Genomic DNA, 19,889 nt, shown 5'->3' on the forward strand with positions numbered 1-19,889 from the left:
TCCCACAACGCACGTCATCCCGGCGAGGTCCGCCGGTGAAGCCCCAGACATTCGAACTCGTGCGTTACACCGACATCAGCGGAGTCTCCGGTACCGGCATCGTCGCGGAAGGGTGCGTCTTCACCGACGGCTCGGTCGCGCTGCGCTGGCACGGCGCGAACCCGTCGACGGCCGTCTGGCCCGACCTCGACTCCATCCTCGCCGTTCACGGCCACTGTGGAGCGACCGTCGTCCGCTGGCTCGACGTCTCCGAGATGGAGCCGGTCCCCGGTACGGACCTGCTCCCCGGCGAGGTGGCCCACATCCTCGCGACCGGACGCCACACCCATCACCACCACCCGCCGGCGGTGGCAACGGCCTGAGTCAGGGTGTCAGACCGGTCAGGGCGAAAAACTCCTGGCGGGAGCTGAGGTTCTCCCTGAGGATGCCGTGCAGGGACGATGTCACTGTGCGGGAGCCGGTGGCACGGACACCACGCAACGACATGCACTGGTGCTCGGCCTCGATCACCACACCGACGCCCTTCGGCTCGAGGTGATCCTGGAGCCAGTCGGCGACCTGCTTGGTCAATCGCTCCTGCACCTGGAAGTCGCGCGCGAACAGCTCGACCACGCGGGCCAGCTTGGACAGCCCGAGGATCCGATCCCCCGGCAGGTACCCGACGTGTGCGACGCCGTGGAACGGCAGCAGGTGGTGCTCGCACAGCGACTGCACCGGGATGTCCTTGGCCAGGACGAGCTCGTCGTACCCCTCGTCGTTCGGGAACGTGGTCAGCTCGAACTCGCGCGGCGTGAGCATCTCGGCGTACGCGTTGGCGACCCGGCGCGGGGTGTCCGCCAGGTGCGCGTTGTGCGGGTCCCGCCCGAGCGCCACCAGCAGATCGGAGACCGCCCGCTGGGCGGCAGGGAGATCGATCTCCGCACGACCCGCGACGATGCGGAGGGGGACGGACTCGAGATCAGCCGAAATCGCCATCAACACTCCCTGAGTACTCAACGAACTGCCATCATAACTGTTTCATCAACCGATGTTGGCGATAGAATCAGTCCGTGGACACGTCCTGGGACGCACAGGTTCAGGCGGTCGCCGTGCTCGAGGAGCCGACCCGGCGCCGCCTCTACGAGTACGTCGTCACGCAGCCGACGCCGGTGGGTCGCGACGAAGCCGCCGCCGCGCTCGGCATCCCCCGGACGACGGCCGCGTTCCACCTCGACAAACTGACCGAGGAAGGCCTGCTCGCCACCTGCTTCGAACGCCGAAGCGGCCGCACCGGACCCGGCGCCGGGCGGCCGGCGAAGCTCTATCACCGGTCGGAGCGTGAGATCGACCTCACCCTTCCCGAGCGCCAGTACGCCGTCGCCGGCCGACTCCTCGCCGCTGCGGTCGTGGACGCCGAGGAGTCCGGCGGCTCACCCCGCGAGGCCGTCAATCGTCGAGCCCGGGAGTACGGCGAGTCGCTCGGCCGGACCGCGGGCGAAGGGTCCGTGGACCAGATCCTCAAAGCCCACGGTTTCGAGCCGCGTCCCGACAAGGACGGCATCGCGCTCACCAACTGCCCGTTCCAACGCATCGCCAAAGACCAGCCGCAGCTGGTCTGCGGAATGAACCTGCACCTGCTGGCCGGGCTTCTCAGCACCCTCGACATCCCTTACGAAGCGCGTCTCGAACCAACTCCCGGCAACTGCTGCGTCCGGCTGGTGCCGGCCGGTTTAAGCTCGGCGGGTGGCTAAGAGCAAGCAGAGTCAGGGCACGCCGGCGACGGTGGCGCTGACGAAGGCGAAGGTCGAGTTCACCGCGCACACCTACGACCACGACCCGGGCGCGAAGTCGTACGGGCTGGAGGCGGCCGAAGCGCTGGGCCTCGCCCCGGAGCAGGTGTTCAAGACGCTGCTCGTCGAGGTCGACGGGAAGCTGACCGTCGGCGTCGTACCGGTCGACAAGCAGCTCGATCTGAAGGCGATCGCGGCCGCGGCCGGTGGGAAGAAGGCGGTGATGGCCGACCCGGCCGCCGCCGAACGCACCACCGGGTACGTGGTCGGCGGCATCAGCCCGATCGGCCAGAAGCGGGCCCTCCCGACCGTCATCGACGCGACCGCCACCGACCACGACACCGTGTACGTCTCCGGCGGCCGCCGCGGCCTCGACATCGGCTTGGCCCCGGCCGACCTGATCACTGTTACCAGGGCCCGTACGGCGGCCATCGCTCGCTGACGGCCGCCGTACGGATCAGTCCATCGGCGCGGCGTCCGGCAGGTTGGTCGCACCCGTCATGATCGCCACACCCTCGTTCATGGTGTGCGACTCCGGGGTGACGACTCCGGCGCATCTGCCCAGCCGCTGGATGTGGATCCGGTCGGCGACATCCCACACATGCGGCATGTTGTGACTGATCAGGATGACCGGAAGGCCCCGTTCCCGCAGGCCTTTGATCATCTCGAGCACCTGGTTCGATTCCTTCACACCGAGCGCGGCCGTCGGCTCGTCGAGGACGACGACCTTGCTGCCGAAGGCGGCGGCTCTGGCCACCGCGACAGCCTGCCGCTGGCCACCCGACAAGGTCTCCACCGGCTGCTGGATGTTCTGGATCGTCTGGATGCCGAGGTCACGCACCGCGGTCGACGCGCGTTCGCGCATGCCACGGTGATCGAGCATCCGGAAGACCGAGCCGAGAACGCCTCGTCGTCGCTCCTCGCGGCCCAGGTACAGGTTGCTGGCGATGTCCAGCGCCGGTGCGACCGCCAGGGTCTGATAGACGGTCTCGATACCGGCGGCGCGAGCGTCCTGCGGCCGCCGGAACGTCACCGGCTGTTCCTCCAGCAGGAGCTGACCGGCGTCCGGGACCAGCGCGCCGGTCAGGCACTTGATCAGGGTGGACTTTCCCGCACCGTTGTCGCCGATGACCGCGAGCACCTCACCGGGGTACAGGTCGAGGTCGACCCCGTCCAGACCGATGACCCGCCCGAACGTCTTGACCAGACCGCGCGCGGACAGGACAGGTGACCGCAACTGGGTGTCTTGCGGGCGATTGACCGTCGCCGTCATGAGCGCACCTTCCTGATCCACTGGTCGACCGACACCGCCACGATGACCAGGATCCCCACGGCCAGCAAGCGGTACTGCGCGTCGACACCGGCCAGGGACAGACCGACGGTGAAGGCCTGCACGATGAGAGCGCCGAGGAGCGTTCCCAACAGGCCACCGCGGCCGCCGAACAGGCTGGTTCCGCCGATCACCACGGCCGTGATGCTGTCGAGGTTGGCGTCGACGATCGCGTTCGGACTCGCCGCACCGGCCCGGCCGATCAGGATCCAGCCGGCGATCCCGTAGATCAGCCCCGCGACGGCGTAGACGCTGAACAGCACCCGGCCTGAGCGGATACCGCTGAGGCGTGCCGCCTCCGGATCGTCGCCGACGGCGTACACATGCCGGCCCCAGGCGGTCTGGCTGAGTGCGTAGCCCAGCACGAGATACAGGGCGATGACGAGCACGACCCCGGTCGTGATCCGGAACCGGCCGATCGCGAAGCCTTCGCCGGTCCAGTTGAGCAGCGCGGGCAGCCGGTTGTTCTGGATGCTCTGACCGCTCGAGTAGAGCAGCGCGATCGCCGTGAAGATGCTCAGCGTGCCCAGCGTCACGATGAAGGGCGGTAGTCCGATCCGGGTCACCAGGATCCCGTTCAGCGCGCCGGCGGCCAGGCCGAGGACGATGCCCACGGCCAGGGCGGGGACGGCCGGCCAGCCGTTCTCGGCCGCCAGCGTGGCCATCACCATCGTCGACAAGATGGTGATGGCCCCGACCGACAGATCGATCCCCGCGGTCAGGATGATCAGCGTCTGCCCGACCGCCAGCGCGGCCACCACGGCGGTCTGCTGGACCAGCAGGGACAGCGCCGCCGGATTCGAGAACCGGCTGTTGACCGCGGTGAAGCAGATCACCGTGAGCAGCAGGATGATGGCCGGACTGAGCGCCGGATGCTGGTGCAACAGGTGCTGGATCCGCTGGCTGAGCGTGTGCTCGCGACGTGCGAGCTCCTGCGCGGCGGCACCCGGTGTCGTACTTTGAACGGTCATCGGGTCACCCACCGGTCCGGCGATTCAGTGATCAGCCCCAGCACAACGACGTTCCCTTCGTGGTGTCGATGCTGGCGACGCCGTCAGCGCCCTTGTCGGTGACCAGTGCGACACCGGTGTTGAAGAAGTCCAGGCCCTCACTGTTCTTCGGCTTCTCACCACCGCGGGCGATCTTCGCGATCGCCTCGACACCGAGCGAGGCCATCTTCAGCGGGTACTGCTGCGACGTCGCCCCGATCACGCCGTCCTTGACCGACTTCACCCCGGCACAACCGCCGTCGACGGAGACGATGATGACGCCGCTCGCCTTCCCGGCCGCCTTCAATGCGTTGTATGCGCCGATCGCCGCCGGCTCGTTGATCGTGTAGACGACGTTGATGTTCGAGTTCTTGGTCAGGCAGTTCTCCATCGCGGACCGGCCGCCGTCCTCGGCGCCCTGGGTCGGCTCGTTGCACGCGATCGAGTACGAGCCGCCGGAATACTGTCCGGACTTGTCCTCGTCACCGTTCTTCTTGGCGTCCTTGACGTCGACGCCCAGGCCGGTGAGGAAGCCCTGGTCGCGGTTGTAGTCGACCGACACGACCTTGTCGTTGAACAGGTCGAGCAGCGCGATCGTGGCCGGCTTGCCGGCCAGTTGCTTGGCGGTCCACTGGCCGATCAGCTTCCCGGCCTCGAAGTTGTCGGTGGCGAAGGTGATGTCGACGGTGTCCGCGGGGTCCGGTGGGGTGTCCAGCGCGATCACGTACAGGCCGGCGTCGCGCGCCTTCTTGATCGCCGAGTTGACTCCAGGGCCGTTCGGCGTGATGAGGATGCCCTTCTGACCTTGGGCGATGGCGTTCTCGATCGCCTGAACCTGGCCCTGCTCGTCGCCGTCGGCTTTGCCGGAGGCCACGGTCAGCTCCACGTTGTTCTTGGCGGCGTCCTCCTTCGCGCCCTTCTGCATGGCGACGAAGAACGGATTCGTCGAGTCCTTGGTGATGAGCGAGACGCCGACCTTGTCGGTCGAGGAGGCCGACTGGTCGTCTGAGCCGCAGGCCGCCAGTGCGAGCAGGCCTGCCGTCGCGGCGACGGCGACGCCCATGCGCGCCGTACGGGTGTTGAGGTGCATGTCCGGGTCCCTCTCCAAGCAGCGAGACTTTGTTCTTACGTCAACGTTGACGTAGCGCAAGACAACATCCGGATGGGCTTGTAGTCAAGGCCTCGATGGGAAACACTGCGCCTTGTGACGACAACGATGACGCAACCCGATTCGGAGGGCCCGAGACCGGCTCGGGCCACGATGAAGGACGTCGCCCGGCTGGCCGGAGTCAGCGTGAAGACGGTGTCGCGCGTCGTCAACGGAGAGCCGGGCGCGTCCGCCGCCGTCCGGCAGCGGGTACTGAACGCCGCCGAACGGCTCGACTACCGGCACAACCTCGGCGCCAGCACCTTGCGCCGCAAGGACGCCCGGTCCGGCATCGTCGGCGCACTGCTCCAGGACGTCGGGAACAGCTACTCCGCCGGGCTTCTTCGTGCGCTCGAGGACGCGCTGCGGCCGGCCGGCCTGTCGGTGCTGGCCGCGAGTCTGGACGAGGAGCCGGAGCGGGAACGCGACATCGTCTCCGATCTGGTCGCTCGCCGTGCGGACGGCCTGGTGCTGATGCCGGCCACCCATCGGCACGAGTACCTGATCAGCGAGCGCCGGGCCGGACTGCCGATGGTCTTCGTCGACCGTCGGCCCCACGGCCTCGACTGTGACTCCGTGACCGTCGACAACCATGGCGGTGCGAAGCTGGCCACCACCCATCTGCTGTCCGGCGGACACCGGCGCATCGCCATGCTCAGCGACCTCGAAGATATCGAGACAGCCGTCGAGCGCCGGGCCGGATACCGCGCGGCGCTGGACGATGCGGGCGTCGAGTTCGCCCCCGAACTTCTCGTCCACAGCGTCCGCGGCGAGCTGGAGGCCGCCCGCACCGTGACGGCGTTGCTCCACCTGGCCGACCCGCCGACCGCCATCCTTGCCGGGCGCAACATCATCACCGTCGGAACGGTCCGCGCACTGCGGGCGGCGGGCGCGCAGCGGGAGATCGCCGTGGTCGGGTTCGATGACTTTCCGCTGGCGGATCTGGTCGAGCCGGCGCTCACCGTCATCCGGCAGGACGTGCAACGCATCGGTGCCGAGGTCGGCCGGATCCTGCTGGACCGGCTCAACGGAGAGGGTGGGCCACCCCGACATCTCGTCATCGAGCCCACCCTCGTTCAGCGCGGCAGCGGCGAGATCCCGCCGCAACAGGTCAGCCGGTGACGCTCGGCTTCCCCGTCTCCAGGTGCCCGGTGAGGCGGCGGCGGTACGACGTGTCCTCAGCGGCCGTGATCTCGACGTCGTACCAGCCGTGGTCGGTCGGCCAGGGCAGCTCGCGGGTCTGCTTGCCGCGCAGTTCCACGATCACCGTCTTGCTGCCGTAACCGCGGGCTTTCGCCTTCAACGTCAACGGCTTCCGCGACGTGTTCACCAACTCCAGCTCTAGTGAAGATCCGTGCTGCTTGACGCGAACGTCCAGACCGGCCGCGGCGCCGTCGGCCGAGCCGGCCAGCTCGACCCAGAACCGGTTCGGCCCCTGGACGGCGAGCTCGTACGGTCCGTCGACCGCGATCGCCTCGACGCGTTCCCGCCGTACGTCGACATGCTCGGGGGCGGGCAGTTCACCGCCGTACGAATAGATCGCGAAGTGCGCGGCCTCGGTGCCTTTGTTGCCGAGGGCCAACGTCAGCTTGCCATCAGCAACGAGGCCGGAAACCGACGGCTGGTAAGGCAATGCGCGGGCCGGACGGTGACCCGGCTCCTGCTGCGGCACAACCTGGTCGGCCGGCGGAGTCGGCTTCCAGCGCTCGATCGGAGCGGGCACCGGACCGGGCGCGTCCACCGACGGCTGCCGGTAGCTGCGATCGAAGTCGAACGCCGAAGTGAGGTCACCACAGGCGGTCCGTCGCCAGCTGCTGATGTTCGGTTCGCGGACGCCGGTCCAGCGTTCGAGGAACCGGATCACCGAGGTGTGGTCGAACACCTGCGAGTTCACGTGCCCGCCGACCGACCACGGTGAGACGACGGTCATCGGTACCCGCGGGCCGAGGCCGATCGGCTGACCGGCGTACCAGTCGTCGCCGTTGCCCGAGTCCGGCCGCGGCGCGACCGGCGGCGGGACGTGGTCGAAGTACCCGTCGTTCTCGTCGAAGTTGATCAGCAAGACGGTCTTGGACCAGGTCTCCGGGTCCGAGGCGATCGCGTCGAGCAGGTCGTAGACGAGGTTCGCGCTGCCGACCGGCGTGGACGAGCCAGGGTGCTCGGAGTCGATCGCGGACGGCACGAGCCAGCTCACCTGCGGGAGCTTGCCCGCCTTGATGTCGGCCCGCAACCGCGGGATCAGCGACTCCGGCTCGGACCGGTACATCGCCTGGTAGAACAGCTTCTGGTCCTCGGCGGGCTGCTTGGCGACCGCGGCCTGCAACTGCTTCAGCGCCTCGGCCTGCTCGGCCGGCGTCTTCGCGAAGAGCTTGTCGTAGAACTCCTCGGTGGTGCGGTAACCACCCGGCACGGAGGCGAGGATCCGGTGCCCGAGTTCCTTGAAGGTCTTGAAGTACTCGACCGCATTGTCGGTGAAGTTGTCCCACTCCTGGTAGATCTGCCACGAGACCCCGGCCTGCTCGAGCCGTTCCGGGTACGACGTCCAGTCGTAGCCCGTGTGGTCGTAGGAGTACGCCGCGTTGGTCACCGCGCGTTGCGTCGTACCGGGCTCGTATCCCGTCGTACCGGACCAGAGGTAGTTGCGGTTCGGGTTGGTGGATCCGTTGACGGAGCAGTGGTAGGCGTCGCAGATCGTGAAGGTCTCGGCGAGTTCGTACTGCAGCGGGATGTCACGCCGGTCGTAGTGGGTCATCGTGGCCGCGGTCTTGGCCTGGACCCAGTCGTCGTTCCAGCCGTTGCCCCAGGCCTGGGTGGCGTCGCTGTACCCGTGCGGCAGGGCGCCGAGGTACTGGATGTCGTCCGCCTTCCGGCCGGCGTCCGCCGCGGCCTTGCGGATCGAGAACGGCAGCACCTCGCCGCCACCGGCCTTCGGCTGGTGGAACACGCTCTTGCCGTTGCGCAGCCGCAGCGGCTGCCGGTCCCCGAACCCGCGCACGCCGCGCAGCGTCCCGTAGTAGTGGTCGAACGAGCGGTTCTCCTGCATCAGCACGATCACGTGCTCCACCGCGCGCAGACCACCGCGCCTCACCGGTTGCGCCATCGCCGTGTGCAGCGACGGAGGGAGCAGCGATGCCGCCACTCCCCCCGCCGCCGAGCCCAGCACCAGACGCCGCGAAATCTCAGTCATGCCCCGGACAGTAGGCGTGCCCTGTAGCCGCAGGACAGCGAGAAGATGAACAGCTCATCCGCGTCGTGCGACGGCGGCGTCCCGGAGCGTCGCCAGGACGGCCTCCGTGGTCTCCCAGCCCATGCAGGCATCCGTGACGGACTGGCCGTAGGTCAGCTCGCGGGTGGGGTCGAGGTTCTGCCGGCCCTCCTGCAGGAACGACTCGAGCATGACGCCGACGATCGCGTGGTTACCGGCCGCCACCTGTTGGCCGATCTCGTCTGCGACCACCGGCTGACGGTGGTGGTCCTTGCGGCTGTTGCCGTGGCTCGCGTCGATGACGGCACGCTCCCGGAGCCCGGCCTTGGTCAGCAGCTCCATCGCGCCCGCCACGGAGTCCGCGTCGTAGTTGGGTCCGCTGTCGGATCCCCGCAGTACCAGGTGACAGTCGGGATTGCCGCGGGTGTGCAGGATCGCGGGGGCGCCGTCGTGGTCGATACCGGTGAACACGTGCGGTACGGCGGCGGCCTTGATCGCGTCGACCGCCGTACCGATGCTGCCGTCGGGGCGGTTCTTCATACCGATCGGCATCGACAGGCCGGAGGACAGCTGGCGGTGCACCTGGCTCTCGACCGTCCGCGCGCCGATCGCACCCCACCCGACGGTGTCGGCGATGTACTGCGGCGTGATCGGGTCGAGGAACTCACAGCCGACCGGAAGGCCGAGTTCGAGGACCTGGAGCAGCAACTGCCGCGCCGTACGCAGGCCACGGTTCACGTCGCCGGAGCCGTCGAGACCCGGGTCGTTGATCAGGCCCTTCCAGCCCAGGGTCGATCGAGGCTTCTCGAAGTACACGCGCATCACCACGAGCAGACCATCGGAGAGTCGCTCGGCGACCGGTCGAAGACGTTCGGCGTACTCCAGGGCCGCCTTCGCGTCGTGCACCGAGCACGGGCCGACCACGACCAGGAGGCGGTCGTCGACGCCGTTCAGTACGTCGGTGACGGCCTGGCGACCGTCGACCACGGTCTGGGCGAGGGCGTCGCTGAGGGGCAACTCGTCGTGCAGCGCCTGCGGCGTGATCAGCGGAACGGTCTTCTCGATCCGTCTGTCGACGACCGCGATCTGATCCGTCTGCCTCGGGAGGGTGTTCATCTGCTGAGACCTTTCTGCCGGCAGACGACATCGGGTCGCAGCGCCGGCGGGAACGAGAAAAGGCAAGGACGGATGTCCTTGCCTTCGAGCCGGCTCTGGTGTGTTCGGTGGGGCGTCAGCAGGCGGCTGAGTCGCTCGGCACCAGGGCCGGCCACTCAAAAAATCGCCAATAGCTGCGCTTCACGGGAACGACGATACCACCGCCGGGATGAGTAACCACGGGTGGTCCGGGCTCGTTGAGGGCTGCAACACGGCCTAGAGGATGAGGGGTGCAGTGACGGTGGCAGGTCCGCTCGGGGTACAGGTTCTGCTCGGTGACCGCCCGCACGGGGCCGGACGGTGAGGCCGCGGACCTTCGAACTGGTTCGTTACCGCGATCCCAGCGGCGTCTCCGGCACCGGAGTGGTGGCCGAGGGCTGTGAGTTCAGCGACGGCTCCGTGGCGCTGCGCTGGTGTGGCAACAACCCCGCGACGGCGGTGTGGCCGGACATCGACTCCGTGCTCGCCGTGCACGGCCACCAGGGCGCCACTGAGGTGCGCTGGATCGAGCAGCAACCCAAGTCGAACCTCTTCGACGAGCTCCACCAGGTACGTCCGCCCACCTCGATCGCCGACCCACTGCCGGGCAGCCACGCCCGCGGATGGGCGGGCGCTCGCCATCTCAGGTAGAACATGCCCGTGACGCAGATCTACCTGGTCCGGCATGGCGAGCCGGACTACGAGCCGGTCGACTCCCGGGGCCTCCCCGGGATCGCGGCCGACACCGCCCCACTCACCCCGGTCGGCGCCAAGCAGGCCCAGGAGCTCGCAGACCTACTCAGCGGCATCGGAGCGACGTACCTGGTCAGCTCACCGTTCACCCGGGCGCTGCACAGTGCCGCGATCATCGGTCACCGGCTGGCCCTCGGCGTACGGGTCGACTACGACCTGCGCGACTGGCTGCCGGACCACACCGGCTCGTGGCGCGGCGTGGCCGACGTACGGGCCGCTCAGGCCGAGTTGGACGCGTACGGCGGGGAATGGCCCGAAGGCATCCAACGACCCTGGGAGCCGCTGTCCCGGGTCCGTGAGCGCGCTCGGGCCGCACTGGGCCGGCACAGCGCGAGCACCGACGGACCGGTGCTGGCGATCACCCATGCGATGGTGATCCGCGCACTCACCGGCGAGACGGGTACGGAGCACGGCGCGCACGAGTACTACCGCTACGATCCAGCGGACGATGTCTGACGTTGGATTACCGCGCGTCCTAGGTGTGGTGGCGCTTGGCGGGATCATCGGCTCACTGGCCCGCTACGGGCTCGCTGAGGCGTTTCCGCACGGCCCCGGTGAGTTTCCCTGGGCAACCTTCGCCACGAACGTGCTCGGCTGTTTCGCGATCGGCGTCCTGCTGGCGCGGTTGACGCCACGATCACACCCGTTGCTCCGGCCGTTCCTCGGCACCGGGATCCTCGGCGGCTTCACGACCTTCTCGACGTTTGCCGTTGACACCGAGAAGCTGCTGCACGAGCACGTGGTCGTTGCCCTGGTCTACTTCTTCGGCACCGTCACAGCGGCGTTGCTCGCGGCACTGATCGGCGAGTGGGGCCGACTGGGCGGACTGAACGGGCGGTCCCGGTGAACGTGCTGCTCGTTGCCCTCGGCGCGGCCATCGGCGCTCCCCTGCGGTTCCTCGTCGACAAGCACATGGTCGGCCGGTTGTTGCTCAGCAGCCGGATCCAGACTCCGTTGCCGTGGGGAACCTTCACCGTCAACGTCCTGGGCAGCTTCGTCCTCGGACTGCTCACCGGAGTGACCGACCGGACCACGACTCTGCTCGTCGGCGTCGGGTTCTGCGGCGCGTTCACGACGTACAGCACCTTCGCCGCCGAGACGACCGCGTTGGCCGCTTCGGGGCATCGCGGGAAGGCGTTGCTGAACGTCGTACTCAACCTCGGGGCCGGGCTGCTGGCCGCCGTACTGGGTGCTCTCGTCGCCTGAAGCAAGTGAGTGACTCATGTCACACCTGGTGATGACGTGAACACGCTTACCGCGTGAGCCGGGCTTGATCACGGCCTGCGACGCCACCTGCCGATAACGAATGGACCGAAGTTCGAGACAACAAGGGTTGAACTCGCGGTGAGTTGAGCATAGTTTTCACCGAGCGCCCGTCCGCGCTTACGGTGAGTCAAGGAGGTTGCCATGTCGAGAGGGATGCCTCGCCTGCCCCGCCCGCTCATGGATCTGTGGGACTGGCAGTCGCAAGCCGCGTGCCGCGACGTCAACCCGGAGTTGTTCTTCTCGCCAGAATCGGAGCGTGGCGTCCGCAAAAGGGCCCGCGAGATGGTGGCGAAGTCGCTCTGCGGGACCTGCCCGGTTCAGCCCGAATGCCGTCAGCACGCGCTCTCTGTCGGAGAGCCGTACGGCGTCTGGGGCGGCACCACGGAGTCCGAGCGCGACAACAACCTCCTGCCCGAGCGAAAGTCGGCGTGACGGAGCTGCTACTTCACCACTGATCACCAGCCGACGCCGGTGAGGCCTGTGCGAAAAGCTCAGGCCTTACCGTCGTCGGACTCTGACGGTGTCTCGTCCTCGGCCTTCGGCTTGGGCTTCCGGTCCGGTTCGTCCGGCTCGGCGGCGGCCTCCGGCTCCGGCGGCGGTGGCGTCTGGTCCTCGGGCGGCTTCACGGTCGTGCGCGGGTCGCGATAGCGGTCCAGCGACTTGAGGAAGTCCGGATCGTCGTCCGGCGCGACCGGCCGGGTGCCGGGCTTCGGCGGCCGGACCTCGCGATCGCGACGGCCGAGCTGCATGCGCAGCATCAGCAGCCAGACGATCGGCCCGACGAACGGGACGAACACGATCAGGACGATCCACACCAGCTTGGGCAGGTGCGGCACGTCCTCGTCGGGGGTCTGGATGCAGGAGAACAGCGCGTACACGCTGAGCGCCAGGCTGATCAGGAACGGCAGAAATCGAACCACGCTCCAACAGTACGGCGCGACGCCGAATGCGCCGCACCGCCGGTGCCGTCAGTCGCCAACCCGTAACCGGGTCAGCGGGCCGTGACGGTCAGTCCACGCGCCCGCAGGACCGAGTTCTCCAGCGGCCGGAACACGAGCAGTTCGATCCCGACGCCGACGACGAAGATCAGCAGGATGCCGGCGAACACCATCGAGATGTCCGACAGCGACATCCCGTTGTGCAGGAACTGACCGAGCCCCTCGCCGAGCTCTGGCGAGGTCGCGATCAGCTCCGCGGCCATCAGCGACCGCCACGAGAACGCCCAGCCCTGCTTCAACCCGCCCAGGAACCCGGGCAGAGCGGCCGGCAGCAGGATGTACCGGATCCCGCCGAGCCGGCCGGCACCGAGCGCCTTGCCGACCCGCGGCAGGATCGGCGGCACCTGGTCCAGACCGGACACCAGCCCGTTCGCGATCGACGGTACGGCGCCCAGCAGCACGACCCAGTAGATCGCCCGGTCGTTCAACCCGAACCACAGGATCGCCGCCGGTACCCAGGCCACCGACGGCAGGCTCTGCAGCCCCGACACCAGCGGACCGATCCCCCGCCGTACGACCGAGATGTTCGCGATCGCCAGCCCCAGCGGTACGGCGATCAGCAGCGAGATCGCGAACCCGATCACGGCCCGGTGCACGGACACCCAGAACAGCTCGAGGATCTCGCCGGTCGTCACCAGCTGCCAGATCTGGCCCCACACGTCGACCGGCGCCGGCAGCTTGAACTCCGGCCAGAACGCGGCCGCCCACAACGCCTGCCACACCGCAACGAGCAGTGCGATCGCGACAACGGGCGGCAGCACCTTTCCAGCGATCCGCCGAGCCAGTGAGCCTTCGCTGGCGTTGACGGGTGTGTCCAGCGCGTCCAGGCCGGCTTCGACCGACTCAGCGTCGTACAGGTCAGGCTGCGGCATGACTGCTGATCACCTTCCGCAGCGCCGCGTTGATCTCGTCCACGGCACCGGCCTCGTCCGCACCACTCAGACCGTCCACGTCCCACTGCCGCACGACCCGGCCGGGCCGCGACGACAGCAGTACGACGCGCTGCCCGAGCCGCACCGCCTCGCGTACGTCGTGCGTGACGAACAGGATCGCCGTACCGGTGGCACGCCAGATCCGCAGCAGCTCCCCCTGCAGCACGTCCCGTGTGATCGCGTCCAGCGCCGAGAACGGCTCGTCCATCAGCAGCAACGACGGCTTACCCGCGCTGGCACCGGTGTTGTCGTCGGTCGACGCGAGAGCGCGTGCCAACGCGACCCGCTGTCGCATACCGCCGGACAGCTCGTGCGGCCGCTTGTCACCGAGTCCTGCCAGCCTGACGAGCTCCAGCAACTCAGCAGCCTTCGCACGACGCGCAGCCTTCGGTACGCCGGCCATCCGCAGCGGCAACTCGACGTTCCCGGCGGCCGTCAGCCACGGCATCAGTGCGGCCTCCTGGAAGACGACCGCGGGCCGCGACGAGCTCAGCTCGATCCGCCCGTTGGTCGGCTTGTCTAGACCGGCCACCAGGTTGAGCAGCGTGGTCTTGCCACAGCCGGACGCACCAAGCAGGCAGACGAACTCACCCGCCGTGACGTCGAGGTCGACCCCTTCCAGCGCCACGACCGCGTTGCGGCCATGACCGAACGCCTTGCCGACCTGATGGAACCGCACCGGCCGCACCACGCTCTGCTCAACCTCGATTGTCGCGGTCATGGTCTGCCTCCTGAGTTACTTCGTGTCCAGACCGGCCGCGTCGACGGTCGGCTTTCCTGCCTTGGTGAGTACGTCGTTCAGCGGCCCGAGGTCGGCGAACCCGGCAACCGCCGGTGCTTCCTTGGCGATCCCGGCGGTGACCTGGTCCTTGGCCAGCTGCGGGAACGTCGAGGCGATCGGATCCGCGGTGATCTGGATGTTCGCGAACGCGCGGTCGATGACGGCCGGCTTCAGCGCCTTGCCGGTCAGCTCCTTGAGCTGCGCGTTGACCTCGGTCTTCGCGGCGGCCTTGTCGGTGTTGGCGAAGTCGATCGACGCGACCAGACCGGTGAGCAGCGCCTTCACCGTCTCCGGGTGTTCCTGCAGGAACTGGGTCCGGACGATCAGCACGGTGGTCGGGAACTTGCCGTCCGGCCACAGGGTCTTCTCATCCAGCAGCACCTTGGCGCCGGCGTCGAGGACGAGCCGCGACGACCAGGGCTCCGGCAGCCAGGCCGCGTCCACATCACCCTTCTTGAACGCGTCGAGCGTCTGCGCGTTCTCCAGGTTGGTGACCTTGACCTTGCCGGTCAGGTTCTTCTCGGCCAGCCACTTCTTCAGCGAGACGTCCTGGGTGTTGCCGAGCTGCGGGGTGACGACGGTCTTGCCGACCAAGTCCTCGGGCTTGGTGATCGTCGGCTTCACCACGAGCTGCGCGCCGCCGGACGTCGCACCAGCGATCAGGCGGACGGCCTCGCCGTTGGACTTGGCGTAGGCGTTGATCGCGGGGCCGGAGCCGATGAAGGAGGCGTCCAATGAGCCGCCGAGCAATGCGCCGACGGCTTCCGGGCCTGCGTTGAACTTGGTCGGCACCAGCTTGGTGCTGCCGAGCTCCTTGGTGAACAAGCCTTTGTCCAGGCCGACCAGCGCGGCGGCGTGGGTGACGTTCGGGAAGTAGCCGAGCCGTAGCTCGGTCGCCGGACCCTTGCCGGTCGAGGCGGCCGGGGTGTCATTGCCCTCCGCGCGGGAGCAGCCGGCGGCTGCGACGACCAGGGAAAGGGCAGCGGCGAGGAGACGAATTCTGGGCATGCTTGAAGAAACCTTTGTGGTGCGGGCGGGCCGCGAGCGGCCGCAGGCGGACGGAACAGCAGGAAAGTGGTGACCGCGGTCAGACGGTCTCGAGCTCGCGTTCATGCTCATGCTCACGCTCACGCTCGACTCGGGCGTCGGCCCGGCGGCCGGTGGTGCGGACGCTGTGGGCGACGACCGCGGCCCAGCCGAGGACCAAGGCGCCGTACACGAGGTAGCGCGGGCCTTCGGCGACGCCGATGCCCTTCAGCAGCGTGCGGGCGTTGGTCAGGATCAGCACCAGGCCGACACCGACGCCGAGCCAGCGGGTCGCCAGCCGCGACACCAGCCAGGCGGCCACCGGCGCCGCGAGGACGCCGCCGACGAGCAGCGCGCCGACGATGCCGAGCGGCAGGTTCTCCTTGCCGAGCCCGAACAGGAAGCCGATGCTGGCGGCGATCGAGACGATGAACTCGGCCGCACTCACCGAACCGACTGTCCGGCGCGGCTCCAGCTTGCCGCTGCTGAGCAGTGACGAGGTCGCGACCGGACCCCAGCCGCCACCGCCGGTGGCGTCGATGAACCCGGCCGCCAGGCCGAGCGGGCCGAGGAACTTGCCGGCCGGCCGGCCCTCCATCACGGCCCGCACCTTCCCGGTGGCGAACCGGGCCACGATGTAGACACCGAGCAGCAGCAGGAGAGCAGCGACCCAGACCCCGGCCGACTCGGTCGACAGGCTGGACAGGAAGGTCGCCCCGGCGAAGGCACCGATACCGCCCGGGATGCCGATCAGCGCGACCACGCGCCAGTCGACGTTGCCGAACCGCCAGTGCGCCACGCCAGAGGCGAGCGTGGTGCCCACCTCGGCGAGGTGGACGGAGGCCGAGGCGACGGCGGGCGTGATGCCGGTGATCAGCAGGGCCGTACTGGCGGTGACGCCGTAGGCCATGCCGAGGGTGCCGTCGACGAGCTGGGCGACGGAACCCAGCAAGGCGATCAGGATGAGACGACGCACGGAGCTGTTCCTTCGGGCGAGGAATGGGCTGGACGGGACCGATGTGGTGCGCCGAAGGTCAACAGCAGGCGGAATTTACCCGCAGCAGGTCGACATGCCGACGACGCGTGAGGGCGTCGCCGGGTGCGTTCGTGGTGACCTGCATGCCTCCATGAAAGCGGACAAAGTCGAGCAAGATGCTCAGGTTTCACGATGTGGGACAACAAATCTCTATGTGAGACAGGCGACCACATCTGGTCACGATGTTGAAAGGGCGGCTCAGGCCTGCCTACGGTCCTCACGGTGCCGACGAGCCTGAGGAGCCGCCTGATGCACGCACTGCCGGACGGGTGGACGCCTGGTGGTCCACTGAACGCCGAGGCACTGAAGACCGAGTACGCCGTCCGCCTCTTGGGCACCGATGTCCGGCGACCACGGTTCAGCTGGGTCGCCACCGCTCCCGGGTACGACGCGACCCAGACGGCGTACCAAATCCTGCTCGGGTCCGCGCCGGCAACGAGCGACGTGTGGGACTCCGGGAAAGTGCTGTCGTCGCGGACCTTCGGCATCGAGTACGACGGCCCGTCGTTGGCGCCCCGCACCCGGTACTACTGGACCGTCCGACTCTGGGACGGCCTGGACCGCGAAGGACCCTTGTCCGACCCCGAGTGGTTCGAGACGGCACTCCTCGAGGAAGGGTTCGCCGCGGCGCGCTGGATCGGCGGCGCGACCGACAGCGCTCCCCTCCTCCGCCGAGCCTTCGCCGTCGACGGCACGGTCAAGCGGGCCCGGCTGTACGCCAGCGGTCTCGGGTACGCCGACCTCCGGCTGAACGGTCAGCGGGTGAGCGACGCCGTACTCGATCCCGGCTTCACCGACTACGACCACACCGTGCTCTATGTCACACACGACGTCACCGACCTGCTGCGGTCGGGCGACAATGTGGTCGGCGCCGAGCTCGGTCGCGGGTTCTTCGGACTGACGACCCCCAACGCCTGGCGCTGGCACCAGGCGCCCTGGACCGCCGAGCCCCGGCTGCTCGCCCGCCTGGTGATCGAGTACGACGACGACCGCACGGCCGAGGTGGTGACGGACGAGTCCTGGCGCATCACCGACGGCCCGACCATCTCGAACGACCTCTACACCGGCGAGACGTACGACGCCCGTCGCGCCCTCCCCGGTTGGGACACAGCCGGCTACGACGACGCTCCTTGGTCGACGGCCACCGTCGTGGACCCGCCGAAGGGTGCGCTTCAGGCCCAGGCCCACGAGCCGATCCGCGTCGTCGAGACGATCGAGCCCACAGATCTCACCGAGGTCCGGCCCGGCGTCTGGATCGTCGACTTCGGTCGAACGACGGCCGGCTGGACCAAGCTCACCGTGACCGCCGAGGCCGGCACCGTGATCAGCCTGACCCATGGCGAGACGGTTGCTGACGGCAACGTGGTCGCGGTCAACGTGCACGTCGAGAGCGATCGGATCCAGTGCGACGAATACATTGCCGCTGGCAACGGTGTCGAGGAGTGGGAACCGCGCTTCTCCTACAAGGGCTTCCGTTACGTGCAGGTCGAAGGGATGACCAGCCGGCCTGACGTGCTGATGCGGGTCGCGCATTCCGACGTTCGGGACGTGACCCGGTTCTCCTCGACGCAGCCGTCGTATGGACAGTTCGACCAGGCGATGCGTCGTACTGTCCTGAACAATCTGCATGGCATCCCGACCGACACACCGTTCATGGAGAAGAACGGGTGGACCGGTGATGCGCAGGTGGGCGGACCGACGATGCTGGCGACGCTCGATCTGGCCCGGTTCTTCACCAAGTGGCTGGGCGACATCCGCGACAGCCAGGCCGAGTCCGGGCAACTGCCGGTGATCGTCCCGACCAGCGGATGGGGTTTCACCGACCTGTCCCCCGCGACCGAGTGGCCGACGGTGTACCCGTTCCTGCTCCGGGAGATGTATCGCTGGTACGGCGATGAGCGGCTGCTCCGCGACCATTGGGACTCACTGACCCGCTACCTGGCCTGGGAGCTGGACCGGGTCGAGGACGGCCTGTCCGTCAGCGTGCTCGGCGACTGGCTCCCACCCGGCTTCGGCAGCGGCCCGGCCCCGGAGGACCGCCGGCTCACCGGTACGGCGTACCTCTGTCGAGCGCTGATCGCCGCAGCCGAGATCGGCGACCTCATCGGTCAGGCAAGCGACTACCGGAAGGCCGCGGCCGAGCTCAAAGACGGTCTCAACCGCGCCTTCCTCGATCGGGAGGCCGCGGTCTACAAGTCGGGCGACGACCCGGACTACCGGCAGACGTCGAACGCGGTCCCGCTGGCCTTCGGCATGGTTCCGGAGGAGCTCGTCCAGAAGGTGGCCGCCAACCTGGCCGCGGACGTCGAGGCGCGCGGGTTCCACCTCAACACCGGCTGCCTCGGCGTCGGGGTCCTGCTGCCGGTGCTGACCGCGCACGGGTACGCCGAAGCGGCGACGAAGATCGCGTTGCAGCGGACGTACCCGAGCTGGGGCTACTGGTTCGACCTCGGCGCCGACACGATGTGGGAGAAGTGGGAGGAGGACTCGCGGTCACGCAACCACTACTTCCAGGGCACCGTCGTGCAGTGGGTGTTCGAGAACGTCGCAGGTCTGCGGAACCTCGACGCCGGTTGGCAGCGGATCCTGGTCCGGCCGGACGCGCGGGCCGAAGTGAAGTCGGCCTCGATCCGCACCGACACGATCCGCGGCCGGGTGAGTGTGGCCTGGAAGCAGGTGAGCCGCGTGCTGTCGCTGGACGTCCAGGTTCCCGTAGGTGCGACGGCCGAAGTGCACGTACCGTCCGCGGCCGCCTCGGACGTCACCGCCGTACCGGCTCCGTTCGCGGGTGAGGCGTCGTACGAGGACGGTTACACCATCTACACGGTGCCGGCCGGGCTGTGGAACTTCACGAGTCGGACGGCGTGACCCTGGTGTAGAGGAGGTCGCGGCACACGCGGCCCTCGGCCTGCGCCCGCGACTCGAACTTGGTGACCGGACGCCACTCGGGTCGCGGAGCCCAGCTGTCGTACTGGTTGCGCAGCAGCGGCTCGGCCTCGCAGATCTCGAGCATCCGCTCCGCGTAGTCCGCCCAGTCGGTTGCCAGGTGCAACGTTCCGCCGGGCTGCAGCCGGGACGCGACCAGCGCGACGAACGGCGGCGTGACGAGGCGCCGTTTGTGGTGCCGCTTCTTCGGCCACGGGTCCGGGAAGTAGATCCGTACGCCGGCCAGCGCGCCGGGCGCGACGTGGTCGCGGAGGAAGTCGAGCGCGTCGCCCTGCAGCAGCCGGACGTTGTCGAGGTCGTACTTCTCCACCCACAACATCAGCTGGCCCAGACCGGCCGGATACACCTCGGCCGCGAGGTGGTTCACCTCCGGCGCCGCCACCGCGAGCTGAGCGGTCGCGTCACCCATCCCGGATCCGATCTCCAGCACGGTCGGCGCGTCCCGCCCGAACCACTCGGCCAGATCCACCGGACCCGGCGGCAGCTCCTCCAGCTTCCGCCCGAGGGACGCCCAGTCCGTCTCCCAGACGCGCTTCTGCCCAACCGTCATCCGGACACTCCGCCGAACGTGGCTGAA

Annotated in this window: 23 protein-coding genes; 10 read left to right on the forward strand and 13 right to left on the reverse strand. The window is 68.5% G+C overall.

Going from position 1 to position 19,889, the window contains the following annotated elements; all coding sequences use genetic code 11:
• Positions 1–35: 35 nt before the first annotated feature.
• Positions 36–362, forward strand: coding sequence for a hypothetical protein (locus tag V9K99_RS39740; RefSeq protein WP_337009816.1), 327 nt, complete (start codon positions 36–38; stop codon positions 360–362).
• Between the two features lies 1 nt (position 363).
• Here V9K99_RS39740 and folE read toward each other — a convergent pair whose 3' ends face one another.
• Positions 364–975, reverse strand: coding sequence for a GTP cyclohydrolase I FolE (folE, locus tag V9K99_RS39745; RefSeq protein ID WP_337009818.1), 612 nt, complete (start codon positions 973–975; stop codon positions 364–366).
• 74 nt (positions 976–1,049) lie between these two features.
• On the opposite strand from folE, the gene V9K99_RS39750 reads away from it, so the two are divergent.
• Positions 1,050–1,730 (forward strand): helix-turn-helix transcriptional regulator, encoded by a 681-nt coding sequence (locus tag V9K99_RS39750; RefSeq protein WP_337009820.1) that lies wholly within the window; start codon positions 1,050–1,052, stop codon positions 1,728–1,730.
• Positions 1,723–2,211, forward strand: a complete 489-nt coding sequence (ybaK, locus tag V9K99_RS39755) for a Cys-tRNA(Pro) deacylase (RefSeq protein WP_337009822.1) — start codon at positions 1,723–1,725, stop codon at positions 2,209–2,211. Before V9K99_RS39750 ends, ybaK begins: the two co-directional genes overlap by 8 nt.
• A 15-nt stretch (positions 2,212–2,226) precedes the next feature.
• On the opposite strand, the gene V9K99_RS39760 is transcribed toward ybaK, so the two are convergent.
• From V9K99_RS39760 to V9K99_RS39770, 3 genes are read right to left on the reverse strand one after another with little or no spacing between them, the layout of a single operon-like run.
• A complete protein-coding gene (locus V9K99_RS39760; protein WP_337009824.1) occupies positions 2,227–3,042 on the reverse strand; it encodes an ATP-binding cassette domain-containing protein in 816 nt (271 codons plus the stop codon).
• On the reverse strand, positions 3,039–4,070 hold the full coding sequence (locus V9K99_RS39765) for an ABC transporter permease (protein ID WP_337009826.1): 1,032 nt from the start codon (positions 4,068–4,070) through the stop codon (positions 3,039–3,041). The genes V9K99_RS39760 and V9K99_RS39765 overlap by 4 nt, the downstream gene beginning before the upstream one ends.
• 31 nt (positions 4,071–4,101) lie before the next feature.
• Positions 4,102–5,178, reverse strand: coding sequence for a substrate-binding domain-containing protein (locus V9K99_RS39770; protein ID WP_337009828.1), 1,077 nt, complete (start codon positions 5,176–5,178; stop codon positions 4,102–4,104).
• Positions 5,179–5,292: 114 nt separating this feature from the next.
• On the opposite strand from V9K99_RS39770, the gene V9K99_RS39775 reads away from it, so the two are divergent.
• Positions 5,293–6,357, forward strand: a complete 1,065-nt coding sequence (locus tag V9K99_RS39775; RefSeq protein WP_337009830.1) for a LacI family DNA-binding transcriptional regulator — start codon at positions 5,293–5,295, stop codon at positions 6,355–6,357.
• Here the strand turns inward: V9K99_RS39775 and V9K99_RS39780 are convergent.
• On the reverse strand, positions 6,347–8,422 hold the full coding sequence (locus V9K99_RS39780) for a phosphocholine-specific phospholipase C (RefSeq protein WP_337009832.1): 2,076 nt from the start codon (positions 8,420–8,422) through the stop codon (positions 6,347–6,349). The genes V9K99_RS39775 and V9K99_RS39780 overlap by 11 nt on opposite strands.
• A gap of 54 nt (positions 8,423–8,476) precedes the next feature.
• Positions 8,477–9,556 (reverse strand): 3-deoxy-7-phosphoheptulonate synthase, encoded by a 1,080-nt coding sequence (locus V9K99_RS39785; RefSeq protein WP_337009834.1) that lies wholly within the window; start codon positions 9,554–9,556, stop codon positions 8,477–8,479.
• Between the two features lie 339 nt (positions 9,557–9,895).
• On the opposite strand from V9K99_RS39785, the gene V9K99_RS39790 reads away from it, so the two are divergent.
• The 5 genes from V9K99_RS39790 to V9K99_RS39810 all read left to right on the forward strand — a co-directional run bounded on the left by V9K99_RS39790 (position 9,896) and on the right by V9K99_RS39810 (position 12,025).
• Positions 9,896–10,225 carry a hypothetical protein gene (locus tag V9K99_RS39790; protein WP_337009836.1) on the forward strand — a complete coding sequence of 110 codons (330 nt, stop codon included), beginning with the start codon at positions 9,896–9,898 and terminating at the stop codon, positions 10,223–10,225.
• Between the two features lie 3 nt (positions 10,226–10,228).
• Entirely contained in the window at positions 10,229–10,783 is a 555-nt protein-coding gene (locus V9K99_RS39795) for a histidine phosphatase family protein (protein WP_442914763.1), read from the forward strand.
• Positions 10,776–11,174 (forward strand): fluoride efflux transporter CrcB, encoded by a 399-nt coding sequence (gene crcB, locus V9K99_RS39800; RefSeq protein WP_337009840.1) that lies wholly within the window; start codon positions 10,776–10,778, stop codon positions 11,172–11,174. The genes V9K99_RS39795 and crcB (V9K99_RS39800) overlap by 8 nt, the downstream gene beginning before the upstream one ends.
• Positions 11,171–11,533, forward strand: a complete 363-nt coding sequence (gene crcB, locus V9K99_RS39805) for a fluoride efflux transporter CrcB (protein WP_337009842.1) — start codon at positions 11,171–11,173, stop codon at positions 11,531–11,533. The genes crcB (V9K99_RS39800) and crcB (V9K99_RS39805) overlap by 4 nt, the downstream gene beginning before the upstream one ends.
• Before the next feature lie 201 nt (positions 11,534–11,734).
• Complete coding sequence (locus tag V9K99_RS39810; RefSeq protein WP_337009844.1) at positions 11,735–12,025, forward strand: WhiB family transcriptional regulator; 291 nt, start codon at positions 11,735–11,737, stop codon at positions 12,023–12,025.
• 59 nt (positions 12,026–12,084) lie between these two features.
• On the opposite strand, the gene V9K99_RS39815 is transcribed toward V9K99_RS39810, so the two are convergent.
• The 6 genes from V9K99_RS39815 to V9K99_RS42840 form a co-directional block, all read right to left on the reverse strand.
• The gene (locus V9K99_RS39815; protein ID WP_337009846.1) at positions 12,085–12,513 is read right to left on the reverse strand and encodes a PLD nuclease N-terminal domain-containing protein; all 429 of its coding nucleotides are present in this window, start codon (positions 12,511–12,513) and stop codon (positions 12,085–12,087) included.
• Positions 12,514–12,584: 71 nt separating this feature from the next.
• A complete protein-coding gene (locus V9K99_RS39820; RefSeq protein WP_337009847.1) occupies positions 12,585–13,463 on the reverse strand; it encodes an ABC transporter permease in 879 nt (292 codons plus the stop codon).
• Positions 13,450–14,244, reverse strand: coding sequence for an ABC transporter ATP-binding protein (locus V9K99_RS39825; RefSeq protein ID WP_337009849.1), 795 nt, complete (start codon positions 14,242–14,244; stop codon positions 13,450–13,452). The genes V9K99_RS39820 and V9K99_RS39825 overlap by 14 nt, the downstream gene beginning before the upstream one ends.
• 15 nt (positions 14,245–14,259) lie before the next feature.
• Complete coding sequence (locus V9K99_RS39830; protein ID WP_337009851.1) at positions 14,260–15,312, reverse strand: ABC transporter substrate-binding protein; 1,053 nt, start codon at positions 15,310–15,312, stop codon at positions 14,260–14,262.
• A 79-nt stretch (positions 15,313–15,391) separates the two neighbouring features.
• Entirely contained in the window at positions 15,392–16,306 is a 915-nt protein-coding gene (locus tag V9K99_RS39835; protein WP_337009852.1) for a sulfite exporter TauE/SafE family protein, read from the reverse strand.
• A 58-nt stretch (positions 16,307–16,364) separates the two neighbouring features.
• A complete protein-coding gene (locus V9K99_RS42840; protein ID WP_360521122.1) occupies positions 16,365–16,451 on the reverse strand; it encodes a putative leader peptide in 87 nt (28 codons plus the stop codon).
• A gap of 164 nt (positions 16,452–16,615) precedes the next feature.
• Here V9K99_RS42840 and V9K99_RS39840 point away from each other — a divergent pair, with 164 nt between their 5' ends.
• Entirely contained in the window at positions 16,616–19,234 is a 2,619-nt protein-coding gene (locus V9K99_RS39840) for a family 78 glycoside hydrolase catalytic domain (RefSeq protein WP_337009854.1), read from the forward strand.
• On the opposite strand, the gene trmB is transcribed toward V9K99_RS39840, so the two are convergent.
• Entirely contained in the window at positions 19,215–19,862 is a 648-nt protein-coding gene (trmB, locus tag V9K99_RS39845) for a tRNA (guanosine(46)-N7)-methyltransferase TrmB (RefSeq protein ID WP_337009856.1), read from the reverse strand. The two genes, V9K99_RS39840 and trmB, sit on opposite strands and share 20 nt — an antisense overlap.
• Between the last annotated feature and the right edge of the window lie 27 nt (positions 19,863–19,889).

It is taken from the genome of Kribbella sp. CCNWLW201 (assembly GCF_037203805.1).
GTDB lineage: Bacteria > Actinomycetota > Actinomycetes > Propionibacteriales > Kribbellaceae > Kribbella.